Annotated in this window: 14 protein-coding genes and 1 pseudogene; 8 read left to right on the top strand and 7 right to left on the bottom strand. The window is 40.0% G+C overall.

The genetic code is table 11. The features are described 5' to 3' along the window. Positions 1-27: 27 nt before the first annotated feature. The 4 genes from LZF87_RS07295 (at position 28) to LZF87_RS07280 (ending at position 5,104) form a co-directional block, all read left to right on the top strand. Positions 28-600 carry a cob(I)yrinic acid a,c-diamide adenosyltransferase gene (locus LZF87_RS07295; protein WP_244338076.1) on the top strand — a complete coding sequence of 191 codons (573 nt, stop codon included), beginning with the start codon at positions 28-30 and terminating at the stop codon, positions 598-600. A 166-nt stretch (positions 601-766) separates the two neighbouring features. Continuing rightward, positions 767-988 carry a DUF2795 domain-containing protein gene (locus LZF87_RS07290; protein ID WP_002986941.1) on the top strand — a complete coding sequence of 74 codons (222 nt, stop codon included), beginning with the start codon at positions 767-769 and terminating at the stop codon, positions 986-988. A gap of 89 nt (positions 989-1,077) precedes the next feature. Continuing rightward, complete coding sequence (secA, locus tag LZF87_RS07285) at positions 1,078-4,443, top strand: preprotein translocase subunit SecA (RefSeq protein ID WP_244338074.1); 3,366 nt, start codon at positions 1,078-1,080, stop codon at positions 4,441-4,443. An 82-nt stretch (positions 4,444-4,525) separates the two neighbouring features. After that, positions 4,526-5,104: a hypothetical protein gene (locus tag LZF87_RS07280; RefSeq protein WP_244338072.1), complete on the top strand. Its 579-nt coding sequence runs from the start codon at positions 4,526-4,528 to the stop codon at positions 5,102-5,104. A gap of 90 nt (positions 5,105-5,194) precedes the next feature. Here the strand turns inward: LZF87_RS07280 and LZF87_RS07275 are convergent, their stop codons facing one another. The 3 genes from LZF87_RS07275 to LZF87_RS07265 all read right to left on the bottom strand — a co-directional run bounded on the left by LZF87_RS07275 (position 5,195) and on the right by LZF87_RS07265 (position 9,209). Next, the gene (locus LZF87_RS07275; protein ID WP_244338070.1) at positions 5,195-6,466 is read right to left on the bottom strand and encodes a sialidase family protein; all 1,272 of its coding nucleotides are present in this window, start codon (positions 6,464-6,466) and stop codon (positions 5,195-5,197) included. Beyond that, positions 6,456-8,624: a TonB-dependent receptor gene (locus tag LZF87_RS07270; protein ID WP_244338068.1), complete on the bottom strand. Its 2,169-nt coding sequence runs from the start codon at positions 8,622-8,624 to the stop codon at positions 6,456-6,458. The genes LZF87_RS07275 and LZF87_RS07270 overlap by 11 nt, the downstream gene beginning before the upstream one ends. A 216-nt stretch (positions 8,625-8,840) precedes the next feature. Next, positions 8,841-9,209 (bottom strand): hypothetical protein, encoded by a 369-nt coding sequence (locus LZF87_RS07265; RefSeq protein ID WP_244338066.1) that lies wholly within the window; start codon positions 9,207-9,209, stop codon positions 8,841-8,843. Positions 9,210-9,375: 166 nt separating this feature from the next. Here LZF87_RS07265 and LZF87_RS07260 point away from each other — a divergent pair, with 166 nt between their 5' ends. Then, the gene (locus LZF87_RS07260; protein WP_244338064.1) at positions 9,376-9,783 is read left to right on the top strand and encodes a hypothetical protein; all 408 of its coding nucleotides are present in this window, start codon (positions 9,376-9,378) and stop codon (positions 9,781-9,783) included. Positions 9,784-9,925: 142 nt separating this feature from the next. On the opposite strand, the pseudogene LZF87_RS14720 reads toward LZF87_RS07260, so the two are convergent. Continuing rightward, positions 9,926-10,090, bottom strand: a pseudogene (locus LZF87_RS14720) (FAD-linked oxidase C-terminal domain-containing protein). 361 nt (positions 10,091-10,451) lie between these two features. On the opposite strand from LZF87_RS14720, the gene LZF87_RS07250 reads away from it, so the two are divergent. The 3 genes from LZF87_RS07250 to LZF87_RS07240 are packed head-to-tail and all read left to right on the top strand — an operon-like array spanning position 10,452 to position 13,612. After that, positions 10,452-11,741: a hypothetical protein gene (locus tag LZF87_RS07250; protein ID WP_244338062.1), complete on the top strand. Its 1,290-nt coding sequence runs from the start codon at positions 10,452-10,454 to the stop codon at positions 11,739-11,741. Then, positions 11,742-12,668, top strand: a complete 927-nt coding sequence (locus tag LZF87_RS07245; RefSeq protein ID WP_244343683.1) for a hypothetical protein — start codon at positions 11,742-11,744, stop codon at positions 12,666-12,668. Then, complete coding sequence (locus LZF87_RS07240; RefSeq protein ID WP_244343681.1) at positions 12,665-13,612, top strand: hypothetical protein; 948 nt, start codon at positions 12,665-12,667, stop codon at positions 13,610-13,612. Before LZF87_RS07245 ends, LZF87_RS07240 begins: the two co-directional genes overlap by 4 nt. Before the next feature lie 124 nt (positions 13,613-13,736). Here LZF87_RS07240 and LZF87_RS07235 read toward each other — a convergent pair whose 3' ends face one another. From LZF87_RS07235 to LZF87_RS07225, 3 genes are all read right to left on the bottom strand, one after another. Next, a complete protein-coding gene (locus LZF87_RS07235; protein ID WP_244343679.1) occupies positions 13,737-15,146 on the bottom strand; it encodes an FAD-binding oxidoreductase in 1,410 nt (469 codons plus the stop codon). A gap of 231 nt (positions 15,147-15,377) precedes the next feature. Continuing rightward, entirely contained in the window at positions 15,378-16,592 is a 1,215-nt protein-coding gene (locus LZF87_RS07230; protein ID WP_244343678.1) for an MFS transporter, read from the bottom strand. Beyond that, entirely contained in the window at positions 16,592-17,503 is a 912-nt protein-coding gene (locus LZF87_RS07225; protein ID WP_244343676.1) for an AEC family transporter, read from the bottom strand. The genes LZF87_RS07230 and LZF87_RS07225 overlap by 1 nt, the downstream gene beginning before the upstream one ends. Positions 17,504-17,590 lie beyond the last annotated feature (87 nt).

Genomic DNA, 17,590 nt, shown 5'->3' with positions numbered 1-17,590 from the left:
TACCAATAACAAATAAACCATAATGAGATGAAAGTATACACCAAAACCGGAGATAAAGGAACCACGGCACTTTTTGGCGGAACACGCGTTCCCAAACATCATATCCGCATCGAAAGTTACGGAACAGTGGACGAATTAAACTCATACATCGGACTTATCCGTGATCAGGACATTAACCCGCTTTACAAAAATGTATTGATTGAAATACAGGACCGACTTTTTACCGTGGGGGCCATTTTAGCTACTCCGCCGGAAAAAGAAGTACTCAAAAACGGGCAACAACGCCTGAACATCAACCGCATTTCAGATGAAGATGTCCATTTTCTTGAAAACGAAATCGACACTATGGATGGCTCATTGCCACAAATGACACATTTTGTGCTTCCTGGAGGCCACACAACCGTGTCATATTGTCATATCGCCCGTTGCGTTTGCCGCCGCGCTGAGCGTTTAGCCACACATCTTCACGAATTAGAACCGACAGATATGCAGGTTCTCACCTATTTAAACCGACTTTCTGACTACCTTTTTGTATTGGCACGAAAGTTGTCCAATGACCTGAACGCTGACGAAGTGAAATGGATTCCCAGAAAACAGTAATCAGTCGCGGTATTCAGCTGGAACACACAGTGTAAGAAAATGCTAACCATTACTGAAAACTGAATCCAAAAAACAACGTTCTTAACTTTTTTTAAAATAAAAGAAATTTTACTTGATTTTTTCAGTATAAAATTTATTTTTGCATAAAACTATAAATCAATCAAAGATGTATTGGACATTAGAACTGGCATCATATTTAAGCGATGCTCCGTGGCCAGCCACAAAGGATGAACTTATCGACTATGCTATCCGAACTGGAGCTCCTCTTGAAGTAGTGGAAAACTTACAGTCAATAGAAGACGAAGGTGAAATCTACGAATCAATGGAAGAGATATGGCCAGATTATCCGACCGACGAAGATTACCTTTGGAACGAGGATGAATATTAAAAAATAAAGCACAGCGAAAAAGTCTCTCACGAGGCTTTTTTTTTGTGTAAATTTGCACACTATTATCAGAATATAAACCAAACCAGATTATGAGTTTCATAAACAGCATATTAAAAGCTTTTGTGGGTGACAAATCCCAAAAAGACGTAAAAGCAATTCAACCGATTATTGCCAAAATCAGATCATTTGAACCTGCTTTAGCGGCCTTATCAAATGACGAACTGAGAGCAAAAACAACCTATTTTAAAGAGCAGATTAAAGCCGCTCGTGCTGAAAAAGATGCTAAAATAGAAGCGTTAAGACAAGAAGTTGAAGCTACGGAAGACATCGACAAAAGAGAAGATATCTATGCTACTATCGATGCTATCGAAAAAGAAGCTTATGAAATCTCTGAAAAAGTATTGGGCGATATTCTGCCGGAGGCATTTGCAGTGGTTAAGGAAACGGCTCGTCGTTTCAAGGAAAATACGCAAATCACCGTTACAGCTACTCCTAAAGACCGCGAATTATCAGCAGCAAAATCATACATCACCATTGAAGGAGACAATGCTGTTTGGGCAAACTCATGGGATGCTGCCGGAAAAGCCATCACTTGGGATATGATCCATTACGACGTACAGTTAATTGGTGGAACGGTTTTACACCAAGGTAAAATTTCCGAGATGCAAACGGGAGAAGGTAAAACGTTGGTAGCAACCCTGCCAATCTATTTAAATGCCTTGACTGGAAACGGAGTTCACTTAGTAACCGTGAATGATTACCTTGCAAAACGTGACAGCACGTGGAAAGCGCCTTTATTCGAATTCCACGGATTGACTGTTGACTGTATTGACAACCACCAACCAAATACCGATGCAAGACGCCGTGCTTATGAGGCTGATATCACTTACGGAACGAACAACGAATTCGGTTTCGATTATTTGAGAGATAACATGGCACATACGCCTGGTGAATTGGTACAAAGAAAACACAACTACGCGATTGTCGATGAGGTGGATTCCGTATTGATTGACGACGCACGTACACCGTTGATTATTTCTGGTCCGGTGCCACAGGGAGACCGTCACGAGTTCAACGAATTGAAACCGAAAATCGAAAACTTATATAACCTTCAGCGTCAATTAGCCAACGGTTTCCTTACCGAGGCAAAACGTTTGATGAAAGAAGGAAATGGCAAAGATGCCGGATTCCAGTTATTAAGAGCGTTCCGTGCTTTACCGAAAAACAAAGCATTGATCAAATTCTTATCTGAAGAAGGCGTTAAACAATTACTTCAGAAAACGGAAAACGAATACATGCAGGACAACAACCGTAAAATGCCGATTGTTGACGAAGCCTTGTATTTCGTAATTGAAGAAAAAAACAATCAGGTTGAACTGACAGATAACGGAATCAAATTCCTTTCTCAGGATACTTCCGATGATTTCTTTGTCCTTCCGGATATTGGTACTGAAATTGCCAACATCGAAAAACAAAAACTTTCGAAAGAAGCCGAAGCGGAAGTGAAAGAACAACTATTCCAGGATTTCTCTGTAAAAAGTGAGCGTATCCACACATTAACGCAGCTTTTAAAAGCTTATACCTTGTTCGAAAAAGATACGGAATACGTTATCATGGATAACAAAATCCTTATCGTAGACGAGCAAACAGGACGTATCATGGATGGCCGTCGTTATTCTGACGGTTTACACCAGGCGATTGAAGCGAAAGAAAACGTAAAAATTGAGGCTGCTACGCAAACGTTTGCAACCATTACATTACAGAATTACTTCCGTATGTACAGCAAATTAGCGGGTATGACCGGTACTGCTGTTACAGAAGCAGGCGAATTCTGGGAAATTTACAAATTAGACGTAGTGGAAATTCCAACCAACAGAGGAATTGCCCGTAAAGACAAAGAAGATTTAATTTATCGTACAGTTCGTGAAAAATTCAACGCGGTTGCGGAAGATGTTCAGCAATTGGTTGCGGAAGGCCGTCCGGTATTGATCGGTACGACTTCAGTTGAGATTTCCGAATTATTGAGCCGTATGCTTAAAATGAAAGGCATCCAGCACAACGTATTGAACGCGAAATTACACAAACAGGAAGCACAGATTGTTGCCGAAGCAGGTAATGCAGGGGTAGTAACCATTGCAACAAACATGGCCGGTCGTGGTACCGATATTAAATTATCTCCGGAAGTAAAAGCAGCAGGTGGTTTAGCTATCATTGGTACAGAACGTCACGATTCTCGTCGTGTAGACCGTCAGTTACGTGGTCGTGCAGGACGTCAGGGAGATCCGGGAAGTTCACAGTTCTATGTGTCTTTGGAAGACAACCTGATGCGTTTGTTCGGCTCTGAAAGAGTAGCAAAAATCATGGACCGAATGGGAATCAAAGAAGGTGAAGTAATTCAGCACTCAATGATGACCAAATCTATCGAAAGAGCTCAGAAAAAAGTAGAAGAAAACAACTTCGGTACACGTAAACGTTTATTGGAATATGATGATGTAATGAACGCACAACGTGAAGTGGTTTACAAACGTCGTCGTCATGCATTGCACGGAGAACGCTTAAAAGTGGATTTGGCAAACATGATGTATGACTTGGCTGAATTGGTTGTGGAAAACAACAAAATTGCCAAAGCTTTCAAAAACTTCGAATTCGAGTTAATCCGTTACTTTGCTATTGAATCTCCGGTTTCCGAAAGTGATTTCAACAGACTTTCCGATATGGAATTGGCTGGTAAAGTGTACAAAGCCGCACTAAAGCATTATGACGAAAAACAGGATCGTAATGCCAGAGATGCTTATGCTGTAATCAAAAATGTATACGAAAACAACAATGGTCAGTTTGAACGTATCGTTGTTCCGTTTACTGACGGCATCAAGACACTTAATGTAGTAACCGATTTAGAGAAGGCTTATATTTCACAAGGAAAAACGCTTTTGACTGATTTCGAAAAGAACATCACTTTAGCCATTGTTGATGAAGCATGGAAAAAACACTTGCGTAAAATGGACGAATTGAAACAATCGGTTCAGTTAGCCGTTCACGAGCAAAAAGATCCATTGCTGATTTACAAATTTGAAGCATTTAACCTGTTCAAGAAAATGCTGGACGGTATCAACAAAGAAGTAATTTCATTCTTGCTTAAAGGTGATTTACCTTCACAAAATCCTGACAATATTCAGGAAGCACATGAAGAGCCAATACAAGAAGATTATACTATTTCAAAAGAAGAAGTATTAAACACTGACGAAATCGCTGCCAAGCAACGTGAAGCTGCTCAAATGCAACAACAGCAACATCATCATCATGTTACTGAAACCATCGTTCGCGATCAACCTAAAATCAACCGCAACGACAACGTGACGATTAAACACGTTATGAGCGGAAAAACAGAAACCATGAAATTCAAAAAAGCTGAACCTATGTTAGCTTCAGGAGAATGGATCGTTGTTAGCGAGTAAGTAAAATCCTAAATAAAATTAATCCCCAATTACGGCTGTAGTTGGGGATTTTTTATATATTTATCCAAAATTTTCCCAAAAAATGAAGCTAAAAATCACATTAGTAACTTTATTTATTGTCACGGGTATTTCCGCGCAATCAATAGACGAATTAAAGCGTGACTCAAAAGCACTATATGATGCTACCTACAACATGTCATTTGACACAATGCTCGATTTCACCTACCCGCTTGTTTTTAGATTTGTGGAGAGAGCAGATATGTATGGAGCATTAGAAAGTTCTTTCGATAACGACACGTACAGCATTCAATACCTGTATACCACACCTCATTTTTCATATTCAAATATTCAAATGACGGAAAATGGTCTATACTGTGTCATAAGTTATGAAAATTCAATGGTTATGACCTATAAGCAACCCATAAACAATGAAGCCACATTAAAAAGGATTATGGAAACGTTGCATAAAAACTTTCCGAATTCGGTCATCCAGTTTTCAAAAGAAATCAATGCCTTTAACATCATTAAAACAGATAAATTGGTTGCCATTTCTGATGACTTTACAGAAGGCAGATGGAAATTCATAAGCTTCGACCCTAATTACAAGGAATTACTTGATGCTGTTATTACTGAAAAAGTACGCAAACAATTAGGTTTATGAATCGGTTCTGATTTTTACAAGTTTAGCTATTTAATCCAAAAAAAATCCCCAACTACAGCCGCAGTTGGGGATTTTTATAGCGATTGTTCATTATCTTCCCGCTACACTTTTATTTTTTACTGATTTGCTGATTTTACGATTTCCGATGCGGACTGTCCTATACCCCACTTTCCCATCTTTACCTCCCTGACTCCATGCTACCAGAACTTCTGTTTCGCTCAAAGATTTCACTATGGGGAATGTAGACATACCTTCGGCAGACGACGTTACAAATTCGGTTTCGAGAACTTTACCGTTTTTAGCTCTGTGCTGCAGCCCAATTCTATTGAAATAATTACCGCTAATTTCTGCACTTTCGTCCCATACGATGACTACATTACTATTCTTCAAAGCAGAAATCTGAGGATGTTTTGCGGAAGGATTTGCACTGACATTATCCCTTTTCGAAAAACTCTTTCCGTTATCGGATGAATTAGCATAAAACACCCCGGCTCCTCCGCCCATGGTAAACCAGGCAAAGTGCAATCCGTTTTCGTTTTGCGTCATGGTCGGCCCCGTATGAGGACAGCCGTTTATTTTCCAATCATCGGCGCTTATTCTTTTTGGTTTTGAAAATGTTTTTCCGTTATCCGAAGAATAACTGAGTACCATATCTCTGATTTCTTCGTTGATAATATCCCTGTAAGCTGCATAAATGACTCCGTTTTTCCCAACAAATAAATCCGTACGGCAGCATTGGCATGTCGTTTCTCCTATGACTTTTTCATTTTGAAAACCTTTTTTCCCTTTGGTAACTGCATAATACAATGTAGAACCATCCAAATCCGTTTTAGTGCGGTTATCCAACCAGATAATAGCCACTTCTCCACTAGGGAGCAGGTCAATATCAAAATAGCGCTGATCGATTCCGCTTTGATCATTCACCAATCGCTTTGCCGGTGTCCAGTTTTTTCCGCCGTCAAACGACTGGGAATACTGAATCAAACCTCCATATTTTTTCTTGGGTGTCGGGTTATCGATTCCCCAAACTGCAATGATTTCACCATTGGGTTTGAATACCATCTTCGGCATATTCTCACCATGAAGTTCTACCCCTTTACTGGATGGGATTTCAATTGGGACGCCAAAACTTCTTGCTTTAGTATTGAAAACCGCATAATTAAGAACAGCATCCTTTCCTGCGGTTTCATTTCCGTAGGTCATCACAGTCCGCCCTTTTCTGTCAGAGGTAAAAAACGGACAGCTTGTTGTAGTCCCATTTTCGGAAGAAATATATTTTGTTTGGGTTTCCCTAGTTTGGGAATTACTGTTTTGCGCTGCAAACAATGTTATCGTAAACAGCAAAAGAAGTTTATTTTTCATCGTTTTTTTTCTTGTTAAGTTGTAACTGATACTGCAAACCAAAAACAAAAGTGCGTGGCGCCGCAGGGGTATAACTAGGTGCAGATGTAGGCGTATTACCTCTGGTCACATTATAAGCATACAATTTATCAGTAAAATTCATCACATTCATATACATTTCCAACCCCTTAAACTGGTAACCGATTCGTCCGTTAAACACATTATATCCATCATATTTTACGGTATTGATTTGATCCTGATACCAGCTTGAAACCAATTGCCATTCTACTCCCGCTCTTAAATTTGGCAGCCATTTCGGATAATAAGTGACTTCCGAATTCGCCACCCAGTGGGGAGCCGACGGCATTTCCTTTCCATCTAAATTCTGAACCGGATCGGTAGGTCGATACGACAATTTAAAATCTTCAAATTCATGTATAGCATAGGTCCCTCCTGCCCTGATTTTAAATTGGGAATTCGGAAAATAATTTACAGCAAATTCAACTCCTTTGTGAAGTGTTTCTCCGGCTGAACGATAATCAGTTGAATTGTCAGGAAGGCGAACATTAAGCAGTTCGTTTTTTCCCTCCATATAGTACACCGAATACTCAATATTCATCTTTTTCTCCAGGCAGCCAATCCATCCTCCCACTTCATAATTATCGAATTCGGCTGGTTCCAAGTTATAATAGAATTCGGCCGGAATACCTGTACTTCCTCCTGTTCCCGGTTTAGCCCGGAAAACGGAAGTCAGTCCCGGAGGCGCGAATCCCTGTGAATAATTGGCATAAAATCCTGCACAAATGAATGGATTGTAATTAACACCTCCCTTAAAGGTAAACTGATCATAAACTTTACTTCCAGTAGAATGATCAATATTGTTGTTGTAGTCAAAAGTCATGTTATCGTAACGTACACCACCAGTAATAATCAGGTTATCGACAGGTCGGAAAGTATACTGTGCGAAACCGGCCGCATTGTAAATTCGGGCATTGTAGTCTGCGAGCTTAATATCAGGACGCTCTGCAATAATCTCATAACTGCTCACCGTTTGCCCACCCGGATTTAAATTGGCTTTCAAATCCAACTGATAGGCATTATAATCCACGGGGGAATTATCATATAAACCCCCTGCAACCAAGGAACCGTCAAAAAAATCAAACTTCTGAGTGTGCTGCGCCAATACGCCGTAACTCTTAAAATTATTGGAGTTGATTTCCCCTTTGGCAGTGGTTTGTCCCGGCGTCCATTTAATGCCACCGTTATATGCCGGACTTTGCTCTAATTCATTGTCTCTGGTGAAAACCGTTACCGATGTTTGTGCCTTGGAATTCCATTCTTTTTCAAAAGTTAATCTGCTTCGCAAGGCATCCGATTTTCTATAAGTGAAATCAGTGGTACTTTTATAAGTGCGGTTGTAAAAATCAGATTCGTTTACAGGACTGCTCATATCCGAATAATATTTTCCGTAGAATAACGTCCAGATTAAACGGGTGCTTTTGTTGATATTATAATCCAGCCTCGCGTTGATATTGTCTTTGTTGTAATCGGAGTATGTCATCCATGAATCGCGCTGTGCACTGGTCAAACCGGCAACGTACATTCCTACCTTTCCAACGGTCGCTCCTGCAGCAGCCTGTAAGCGTATGTAACCCCACTGATCAGCCTGAACACCTACTTTCATTTCCGGCTGCAGTGATGGTTTCAGCGATATCAAATTCACTGCACCGCCAACTGCTTCCGGCCCGTAAAGCGACGAAACCGGTCCTCTGACCACTTCAATATTCTGCAGGTTGAACTGATTAATCTCTAAAAGCGCATTGTGGTTAAAAACCCCCATCGGACGAATCGACAAACCATCTTCCAGATACAAATAATAAGGATTCGTGGTCATTGGCTGGCGAATAGCCATAGAATGCTGTTCGTTCCCCAGGTTAACCATTAAAACACCTGGCGTTTTATTTACGATCTCATAAACCGCCGTGGCTTTGGTTTCATTTATAGTTTTAGTTGTTACTTTCGAAATAGCTACCGGCACTTCCCTTCTCAAAGCGGCTCCTCGGTTAGCTGTAATCACAACATTATCAAGTTGTTTTGATGCGGCAGAGTCTTTCTCTGTTTTATTTTGACTGTACAGTATTTGTCCAAATACCAATACGGCAAAGTATATTTTTTTCATGGTATATGTCTAGTTATAGGATACACCTGTCTCATTGCTGTAAATCAATGAACAGTGCTTTCCTTTTAAGAACAACGAAATTGAAAACCTTCGAAGTTTTCCGTCTTGGGTCTGAAACTGCAAGCTCAAGTACTAATACAATTTAAAATATGTATGTAATTAAGCCTGCGCCTAAAAAAAGACACCCGAAATCAGCATGACGGAATAAAAAAACAACTAAACTGTAGGGGGATGAAAAAAGGCGTTTGTATTTTCGTAAAAGTACAAATCAGAGTATTTCATGTTGATTTCTTTCTGAACAGGAGAATTCAGATTTACGATTTCAAATGAAGGTGATTTTTCTAAAAAGAGGATTTCAAATTCGACATGTGACGTTTTTTTATCCTGAGAAACCGGATTATCCGTATCGGAAGCTTTTGCCAATTCTTTCATCAAGTGACATTTACCGTTACATTTCATTTCCGGCTTAGCTTTGTTCTCACAAAGTTCTTTTACAATATAATCGTAATTGAAAACGTATTCCAAAACCGGAAGGATCGGCTTAAGGAAGAAAAGGAATACAACTATTACAATTACTTTTTTCATGAGGTAAAGATAATCCATAATTCTTTTGAAAAACCTGATTTAAATCAGATTTCTATAAATTCAACATGATAATCCATTTAAAAAGAAACAATACCACTTTGGTCATAATCAAAAAAGTTATTTTTGCAATACAATTACTGTTACAAATTCAAACAGAAACTAAAAAATGATAAGCAATCCGACCTATACCGAATTTTTCGACAGCGTAAAAGCCAGCATCCAGGATGGGACTTTTGCAAAACTGACATTAACCAAAACCATTGGCCGTCCCGAACTGCAAAACATTTACGTAAGGACTGCTGTGGAAAACGGCGTTTTAAAATTATCCGTGATCCATAAAATTTACAAAGAAGGTTTGCAGGAAATCGAAAAGATTGTGGAACTGGACGAAATGGAATCGGAGCTGACACCCTACATCAATAATCCGTTCATGTGGGTTTTACTGTTTACGACAGAAGCCGACATTACCATGAAATTAAACAAAAAGCGAATTGCCAACATTACAGAACATCCACCTACTTTTAAGCATCCGGATGCTGTTTTGGCTGAGTTTAGAAACGGTGATACCATTTAATTTCAAAAGACTACAACAAGACTATCACTAAATACCCTGTCATTCCGACGCAAGGAGGAAGCTCTTTTGTTATTCATATTATGAGCTTCCTCCTTGCGTCGGAATGACAAAAAGTAATGTATAAATTCCAGTATTTTTAAGATTAGATTGTGTCCGGAAAAATTTTCCCCGGATTCAGAATGTTGTTCGGATCGAAAACCTTTTTAATATTTTTCATCAGGACCAACTACGAATTATCGAAAGCTATATTCATGAAATTCTTCTGCATATAACCAATTCCGTGTTCGCCCGATAGAGTTCCTTTCAATGAAACCCGATAGCGCGGACTCGGTTTTGGAGGAGTTTAGAAGTAATAATTAAAATTGTACTATTGGCCTTAAATTCTTTGTGGACACGGATTGCAAATCCGCGCTATCGGGAGCTATCGGGATAAAAACATATTTTCCTTAATTCATAGCTTAACAATAAGATTGCAAAGCTAACTTTCAATTCAAATCAAAAAATCAAAGAACGAGTGTAATGCATTGGTATTTATGCTGTTGCGATTTATTTTTAAAAATTAACGCATCACTAGTATTTCTGCATTAAAAACATTTTCTATCTTGCCCGAAAACTATTTTACAGAAACGGATACGTTTGCTTCGGCACGCAAAACCTTTTTAATTACCATGAAAACGCTATTTTTAACACCATTGATTTTGCTGGGAACCCTTAGTGTTTTCGGGCAGCGAAAAAGCATTGCGATACAGCAGACCGACACCCGCTTTACCATTTCTGCGGAACGGACAGGACTGAGCTCCGGATATGAAAGCTATTATTTTTATGTCCAGAATAATACCAATCGGGAGTACAAAATTGTTGTAAATGTGACACTTGACCTGGCCTGTGAAGGAAGCAAATCGTATGTTCTTGGGAATAATGACATTCTTCAGCTAAAACCTAACGAACGATATTCGTCTTCAAGTCGCGGAGAAGTATATAACAATTTTGGAAATAAAAATTGCGCTATTGCAGAAGGACAATCGTTCACGCTTTTCAGGGGAATGCGTTACAGTATTGGGAATGTGATCGATGTAACCAAAGAGAATGAAGATGCGGCCACAAAAAAGAAAGCCGACGAAGCCAAAAAAAATCCAGTGACACAAGAGCAAACTCACAGCCCAGCCAGGCCGCAAGCAGGATCAACGACAAGTTCATCTTCATACCCAAGCAGGAATTCAGATCAAAATACAACCTATACTCCAAAAGTAACCGCTGTTGATGTCTGGAATAAACAAGTAGAGCAAGATAAGCAGGCAGAAAAACAAGCGTTAGATAACTTTGGGACACTTTTAGGCAATCTTGTGAACCCGGAGCAGCCAAACGATGACGAGCTCGCAGCACAAGAAGAAGCAGCACTGATCGAAAATATCCAAAGACGACAACGGGAAACCGCCGAGCGTAATCAGAAAGTAGCCAATCGAAAAAATGCTTTTGCACAATTAGATGCAGCCGACATTCCACTTGCGTCAATAGAAAAAGCCACCAGCATATATTATTTTGTCTATGCTTATGACAATCTGGCTAATGATAATCCAACGGTGTATGTCAGCAACGTCTTTGAAATAGGAAAATATAAAGACGGCACCCGTGCTTATACGGCAACTGTTAAAAACGAAATTGCAAACCTTACAGGCCTTACAGAAGTATTACACGGTTATTACTACTCACAACAACAAGCCCAACAGGTGCACAACAATCTTATAAGCGAGCTGCAAAATAATGGCGTCGCTGTAAAAAACATCTATTATAAGGGCAAACCTTCCGCTTCAACTACAGGAAATACCAGCAATGGATCAAAATACGGTACGGTTATCGGCACTGCAAAAATTGACACAAGGCCCACCAATGGCGTCATGCCGAATAATAAAATAGATGAAGACAAACCAAAAAAAGATTACGGAAAAATTATTAAATAGATGAAAAACTTAATCCTTACCATTTTTCTTTTAATAAGCACATTAACCTTCGCGCAAGGCGGCGCTCTGGCTGATTTAAAATTTGAAGATGCAGAAGCCGCTTTTAATAACGGCGATTATAATCTTACACTAAAAAAAGTAGATGAGTTTGAAAAAGCATTGGGTAACATGACGAGCAAGTCGCTGTATTTGCGTGTGGTTTCACAGGATAAGTTATTTAATCCCGGTATTTATAATGAAAATCAATACCAGTTCTATAATTCATTGATATCAAATGTTGAAAAATACCTGAAATCGATGGAAAGCGAAGGCCTGGACGATAAATTCCGGGAAGTATATGCCATCAGCGAAAAACTCAACGATCTGAACCTGCCAAAAGACAAAGCGGGTTTTGAAAAGGCGCTTAAAGCGAGAGCATCGCAGAACGCAGCGCTAAACGCAGAAAATGAAAAGTTTCAAAAACAGGCCAATTATGTCAATAGTCTCACTGCTAAATATAAGTTTAAACGGGATTTAACATTAAATCAGTTTTTACAATACAATCCTGATGCAAATCGTTTGGTCCAGACATCGAAATTCAGAGACCCTAATGGCAAATTGTATAGCAACGACGGCTATTTGAATGACAGATCAGGAAACCCGAATCCTGAAGGTGCGTCTACTATTGTCCTTTCCGAAGGTTTTGTAAACATTTATGGATACACAATAAAATCAGGCAAAAATATCCATACAGAAGTCCACAGCATGTACCAAGCCTTAAGGCAGGAAATAATTAATAATATTGACGCGAAATATTTAAAACAGGAAACGAATTTCATACTTATTGAATTTCCTGGTGTCGAAGCAAATCGCATAACAGTGTCGCTACAAAATTTCTCCGAAAAATTCCCTGCATATACTATCACTTTCAGCAATAAAAAACAATGAAAACCTTACTCTTTATTTTCCTTTTAATAAGCTCATTTGCCTTTGCCCAAGGCGGCGCAATAGCTGACCTAAAATTTGAAGAAGCCGAAACAGCTTTTAATAATGGCAATTACAATCTTACGCTAAAAAAAGTAGATGAGTTCGAAAAAGCATTGGGCAACATGACGAGTAAGTCGCTGTACTTGCGCATACTTGCACAGGATAAGCTATTCGCTCCTGAGAACTTTTACGCCGATGAAAACCAACTTACGAAATACAATGAATTAACTGCCAATGTGAATAAGTATCTGTCAGCCATGGAAAGTGAAGGGCTGGACGACAAATACCGTGAGATATATACCCTTGGCGGAAGACTCAATGACCTGAATCTGCCAAAAGATAAAGCAGGTTGGGAAATGGGAAATAAAGCGTTAGAAGACCAAAAACAACTTGCAGAAGAAAAGGCGAAAAAAAAATTAAAGTACGCCCAGGATTTTATGCTTTTGCTTGCTCAAAAAATGGACTTTAAGCCCAACATGACACTGAGCGAATATGCAGGCTTAAGTGCCCAAAGCAAAGAAATGGCAGACAAGAAAGTTAAAAGTTCGTTTAACGGCATTGTAAGGGAGAAGACAATTCATCAAACCCAAGCTCCATTTTATTTAAAAACCGAGAAAAACGCTTCAGGTGAGGAAATTGTAACTGAGCTTCGGTATTGCATTAGTGGCGATCTACGGGAAAAATACAACGATGATGTAAAGAGAAGTTTCGAAGACAAACTAAACGTGATGATACAAAATTTAGGCAACGACCAGTATGTGAAGCGAACTACCTGTGAGCAATGCGTTCCGCCATACAAAGATGAGCTTGAAATAGTTGTTCCTGGTTTAGAATTTAGCGCCGCTTTCCGTTACACGGCTGACGACGATATCGAAATGTGGTTTGAGATGATCCGCAAAAAGTAACCATGTCCTGATTTCAACACCCGATAGCGCGGATTTGCAATCCGTGCCCGCAATCAAATTCAAAGCCAACAAATAAAAGGAAAAAGAAAATACTGACAATATCCCTTTTTATGCATTTTCACTTTTAAATGTTATCCGGGAAAATTTTCCCAGGATTCATAATCCCATTCGGGTCGAAAACTTTTTTAATATTTTTCATCAGAACCAACTGTGAATTATCGAAGGCAATGTCCATAAAATTTTTCTGTACATAACCAATTCCGTGCTCACCCGACAAGGTTCCTTTTAACGAAACCGTCAGTTCAAAAATTTCACGAATACCTTTTGGCACTTCTGTTTTCCAGTTTTCGTCTGTCATATCGGCCTTGATGATGTTCACGTGTAAATTTCCGTCACCGGCATGACCGTAACAAACCGATTTGAAACCGTATTTGTTTCCGATTTCTTTAATCCCTTTTAGCAGGGTTGGTAATTCATAACGAGGCACCACTGTATCTTCTTCTTTGTAAACCGAATTTGATTTGACGGCTTCAGCAACGCCGCGGCGCATTCTCCATAAAGCGTTTTTCTGGTCTTCCGTATCGGCGAAAAGGATTTCATCGATTTCGAATTGCTCGACTACGCCCATTATTTTTTCCGCTTCAAGCATTAAGATTTCAGGGTAATTGCCGTCGACTTCAATTAACAGATGCCCCTGAATATCGTCTTTAATATCCACGTTTACGCCTTCAATGAATCGGATGGCCCAATCTATGGCATCGCGCTCCATGAATTCCAAAGCGCTCGGCACTATTCCTGCCCTGAAAATCGCCGAAACCGCTTCACATGCCTGCTCTGCTTTGTAAAAAGGAACAAGCATCAGAACGTTATGCGAATTTTTAGGCCATAATTTCAGAACTATTTTGGTAATGATTGCCAACGTCCCTTCACTACCCACCATTAATTGTGTCAGATTGTATCCTGTGGAATTTTTAAGCGTGTTGGCGCCTGTCCAGATGATTTCCCCGGTTGGCAAAACCACTTCCAGATTCAGCACATAATCTTTGGTAACGCCGTATTTCACTGCTCTGGCACCACCGGCATTTTCGGCTACATTTCCGCCGATGAAACAACTTCCGCGGCTGCTTGGGTCTACGGGATAAAACAATCCTTTTTCCAGAACCTTATCCTGTAAAACCTGAGTGATAACCGCCGGTTCGGTGATTACCTGTAAGTTTCTTTCGTCGATTTCCAGAATTTTATTCAGACGGTCGGTCGACAAACCAATGCCCTGATGAATGCTCAGCGCACCACCGCTCAATCCGGTTCTCCCTCCGATAGGAACCACAGGAATTTTGTACTCGTTGGCTAACTTAACAATTTCTGATATTTCCTTGGCTGAAGCCGGTTTTATCACGACACTCGGCGGAAAGACATAATCTTCGGTTTCGTCGTGACCGTAATTGTTTCGGGTTTCTTCGTCGGTAAATACGAATGATTCGCCAACAATATGCTGTAATTTTTGAAGTATTTCGGGTGTGATTTGCGTTGTCATAACTATGCTACAAAGATGTTAGTGTCAAAGTTACAAAGTTATTTCATCAAATCGCAATCTTCATTCGCCCCGTTTACTTCACTAAATTTTATTTTTTAGCGGAGTTCAGTGAACATAAATGTTTGCAGCGGTATCATTTTCAAACGTTCATTTCGAGAGCCTCAATGACCGTTTTGAAAAGATATAGCGTCCCGATAACTATCGGGAAGCGGGAACAAGCTCCTAAAAAAACTAATGCTTCTTCTTAAGATTCGGCAAGAAATAAGCAATCATTCCGATTAATGGCAGGAACGAACAGATGCCGTAAACAAATTCAATAGAGGTCACATCGGCCAGATACCCCAGAACTGCAGAACCCAAACCACCTACTCCGAAGGCAAAACCGAAGAACAATCCGGAAATCATACCCACACGTTCAGGCATTAATTCCTGTGCATACACCAAAATGGCGGAGAAAGCCGAAGCGATTATGATTCCGATGGCAACTGAAAGAATTCCGGTCCAGAACAAATTGGCAAACGGCAGCATCAAGGTGAACGGTGCCGCTCCCAAAATCGAGAACCAAATAATGTATTTTCGTCCGAACTTATCTCCTAACGGACCTCCAATCAACGTTCCAACTGCAACTGCTCCCAAGAACCAAAACAAGTGGTACTGCGCCTGCAATACGGAAATATGGAATTTTTCTATCAGATAGAACGTGAAGTAACTCGACATCGAAGACGTGTAAAACGATTTCGAAAAAATCAGGATCAGCAGTAAAACCACTGACAATTTTACCTTCATCGGAGAAAGATTATGAATTCTCTCCCCTCCTTTTTTCTTTCCTTTAATGGAAATCAGTTTCTGTTGGTACCAAAGGGCGATTCTGCTCAACACTATGATTCCGACCACGGCTGCTAATACAAACCAGAGAATATGCGACTGTCCGCGAGGCACAACTATTAATGCCACCAACAACGGTCCGATTGCTGTTCCAGTATTTCCACCCAATTGGAAAATGGATTGTGCCAAACCTCGTTTTCCGCCTGACCCCAAGAACGCTACGCGGGAAGCTTCGGGATGAAAGATGGACGAGCCAACTCCAACCATTGCTACCGAGGCTAAAATAAGTGGAAAACTGGAAGCCTGCGAAAGCATTATGATTCCGCTTAGCGAGAACAACATCCCGAAGGCCAGCGAATACGGTTTCGGTTTTTTATCGGTATAAATTCCAACGAAAGGCTGCAACAAGGAAGCGGTAACCTGATACGTAAAAGTTATCAGACCGACTTGTGTAAACGTCAGGCCGTAATTGGCTTTCAAAACCGGGTACATCGCCGGGATTACCGCCTGTAACAAGTCGTTGATCATGTGCGCGAAACAAATCGAAAACAAAATGGAATACATCGTACTTTGTACTTTGTTTTCTTTCTCGATCGTTGCTGTTGCCGTTGCTGTTTTCATCAGATATACTGTAAAATATAATACCAGAAAATTAATGTGATAAACGAAATCGGGATCCCGAAGCCAATCATCATACTGCTGAGTTTAGGTTTTAATCCGTAAGTGGATGCCACTATGGTTCCTGTTATCATAGGAGCCATGGCCGCTTCAAATATGGAAACCTGTACTTCCAGCCCCTTTCCATTTAATAACATCACATACAACAAATAGAAAAAAGCCGGAGTTATGAATAATTTAAAAAGTAATCCCAAAGTAAGGAACTTATAATGCTTACTTTTTCTGTCGAATTCCAACTGCATTCCAACCGAAACCAGTGCTATTGGGGTTACGGTACTTCCTAAACGCTGAAAAACCGATTGCAGTATCAGAGGGAAATCCATTTCTAAAACGATTAACAGGCAAGAGATTGCAAAGGCTATGAATGGCGGGAAGAACAGTATTTTTTTCAGAATCGTATTGGTGCTTGTGGTTCCGCGGGAACACATCGTCGCTACGAGAACTGCTAAAGTTGAAACCACTACGAACGAACCCGGCTGATCTACGATAACAGCCGTTTCAAGTCCCTGCTTCCCGTAAACGGCTTCAACCAATGGGAAACCCACGAAAGATGTATTTCCAAGTCCAGCCGTGATAATCAAACAACCTGTGAGTTTTTTGGACCAGCCGAACAATTTTCCTAAACCGGTAAAAAAAACGTACGACAGCGCGAATCCTAACCATGCAATTCCGAGTGGAAACAACAATTTTGAACTGATTTCCAGTTTCGGAATATAATACAGCGCAATGGACGGCAGCGATACGTAAATCACAAACTGATTAAGTGTTTTATAACTTAGCGGAGGAAATGCCGGAACTTTTTTGAGTAAAAACCCCAAAAGCATGCAAACGAAAATGAGTAAAATATTATCCATAGTGATTTAAAGCAGGGCAAAATTACAAGTAAATCCACTATCTGACGGAGGTTTTCGTTTTTTAACTAAATTTTAATCCATACATGA

This window comes from Flavobacterium enshiense (genome assembly GCF_022836875.1).
In the GTDB taxonomy this organism is placed as follows: Bacteria; Bacteroidota; Bacteroidia; order Flavobacteriales; family Flavobacteriaceae; genus Flavobacterium; species Flavobacterium enshiense_A.
The sequence above is the reverse complement of the archived record's forward strand: the minus strand, read 5'-3'. Positions and strand labels throughout refer to the sequence as shown.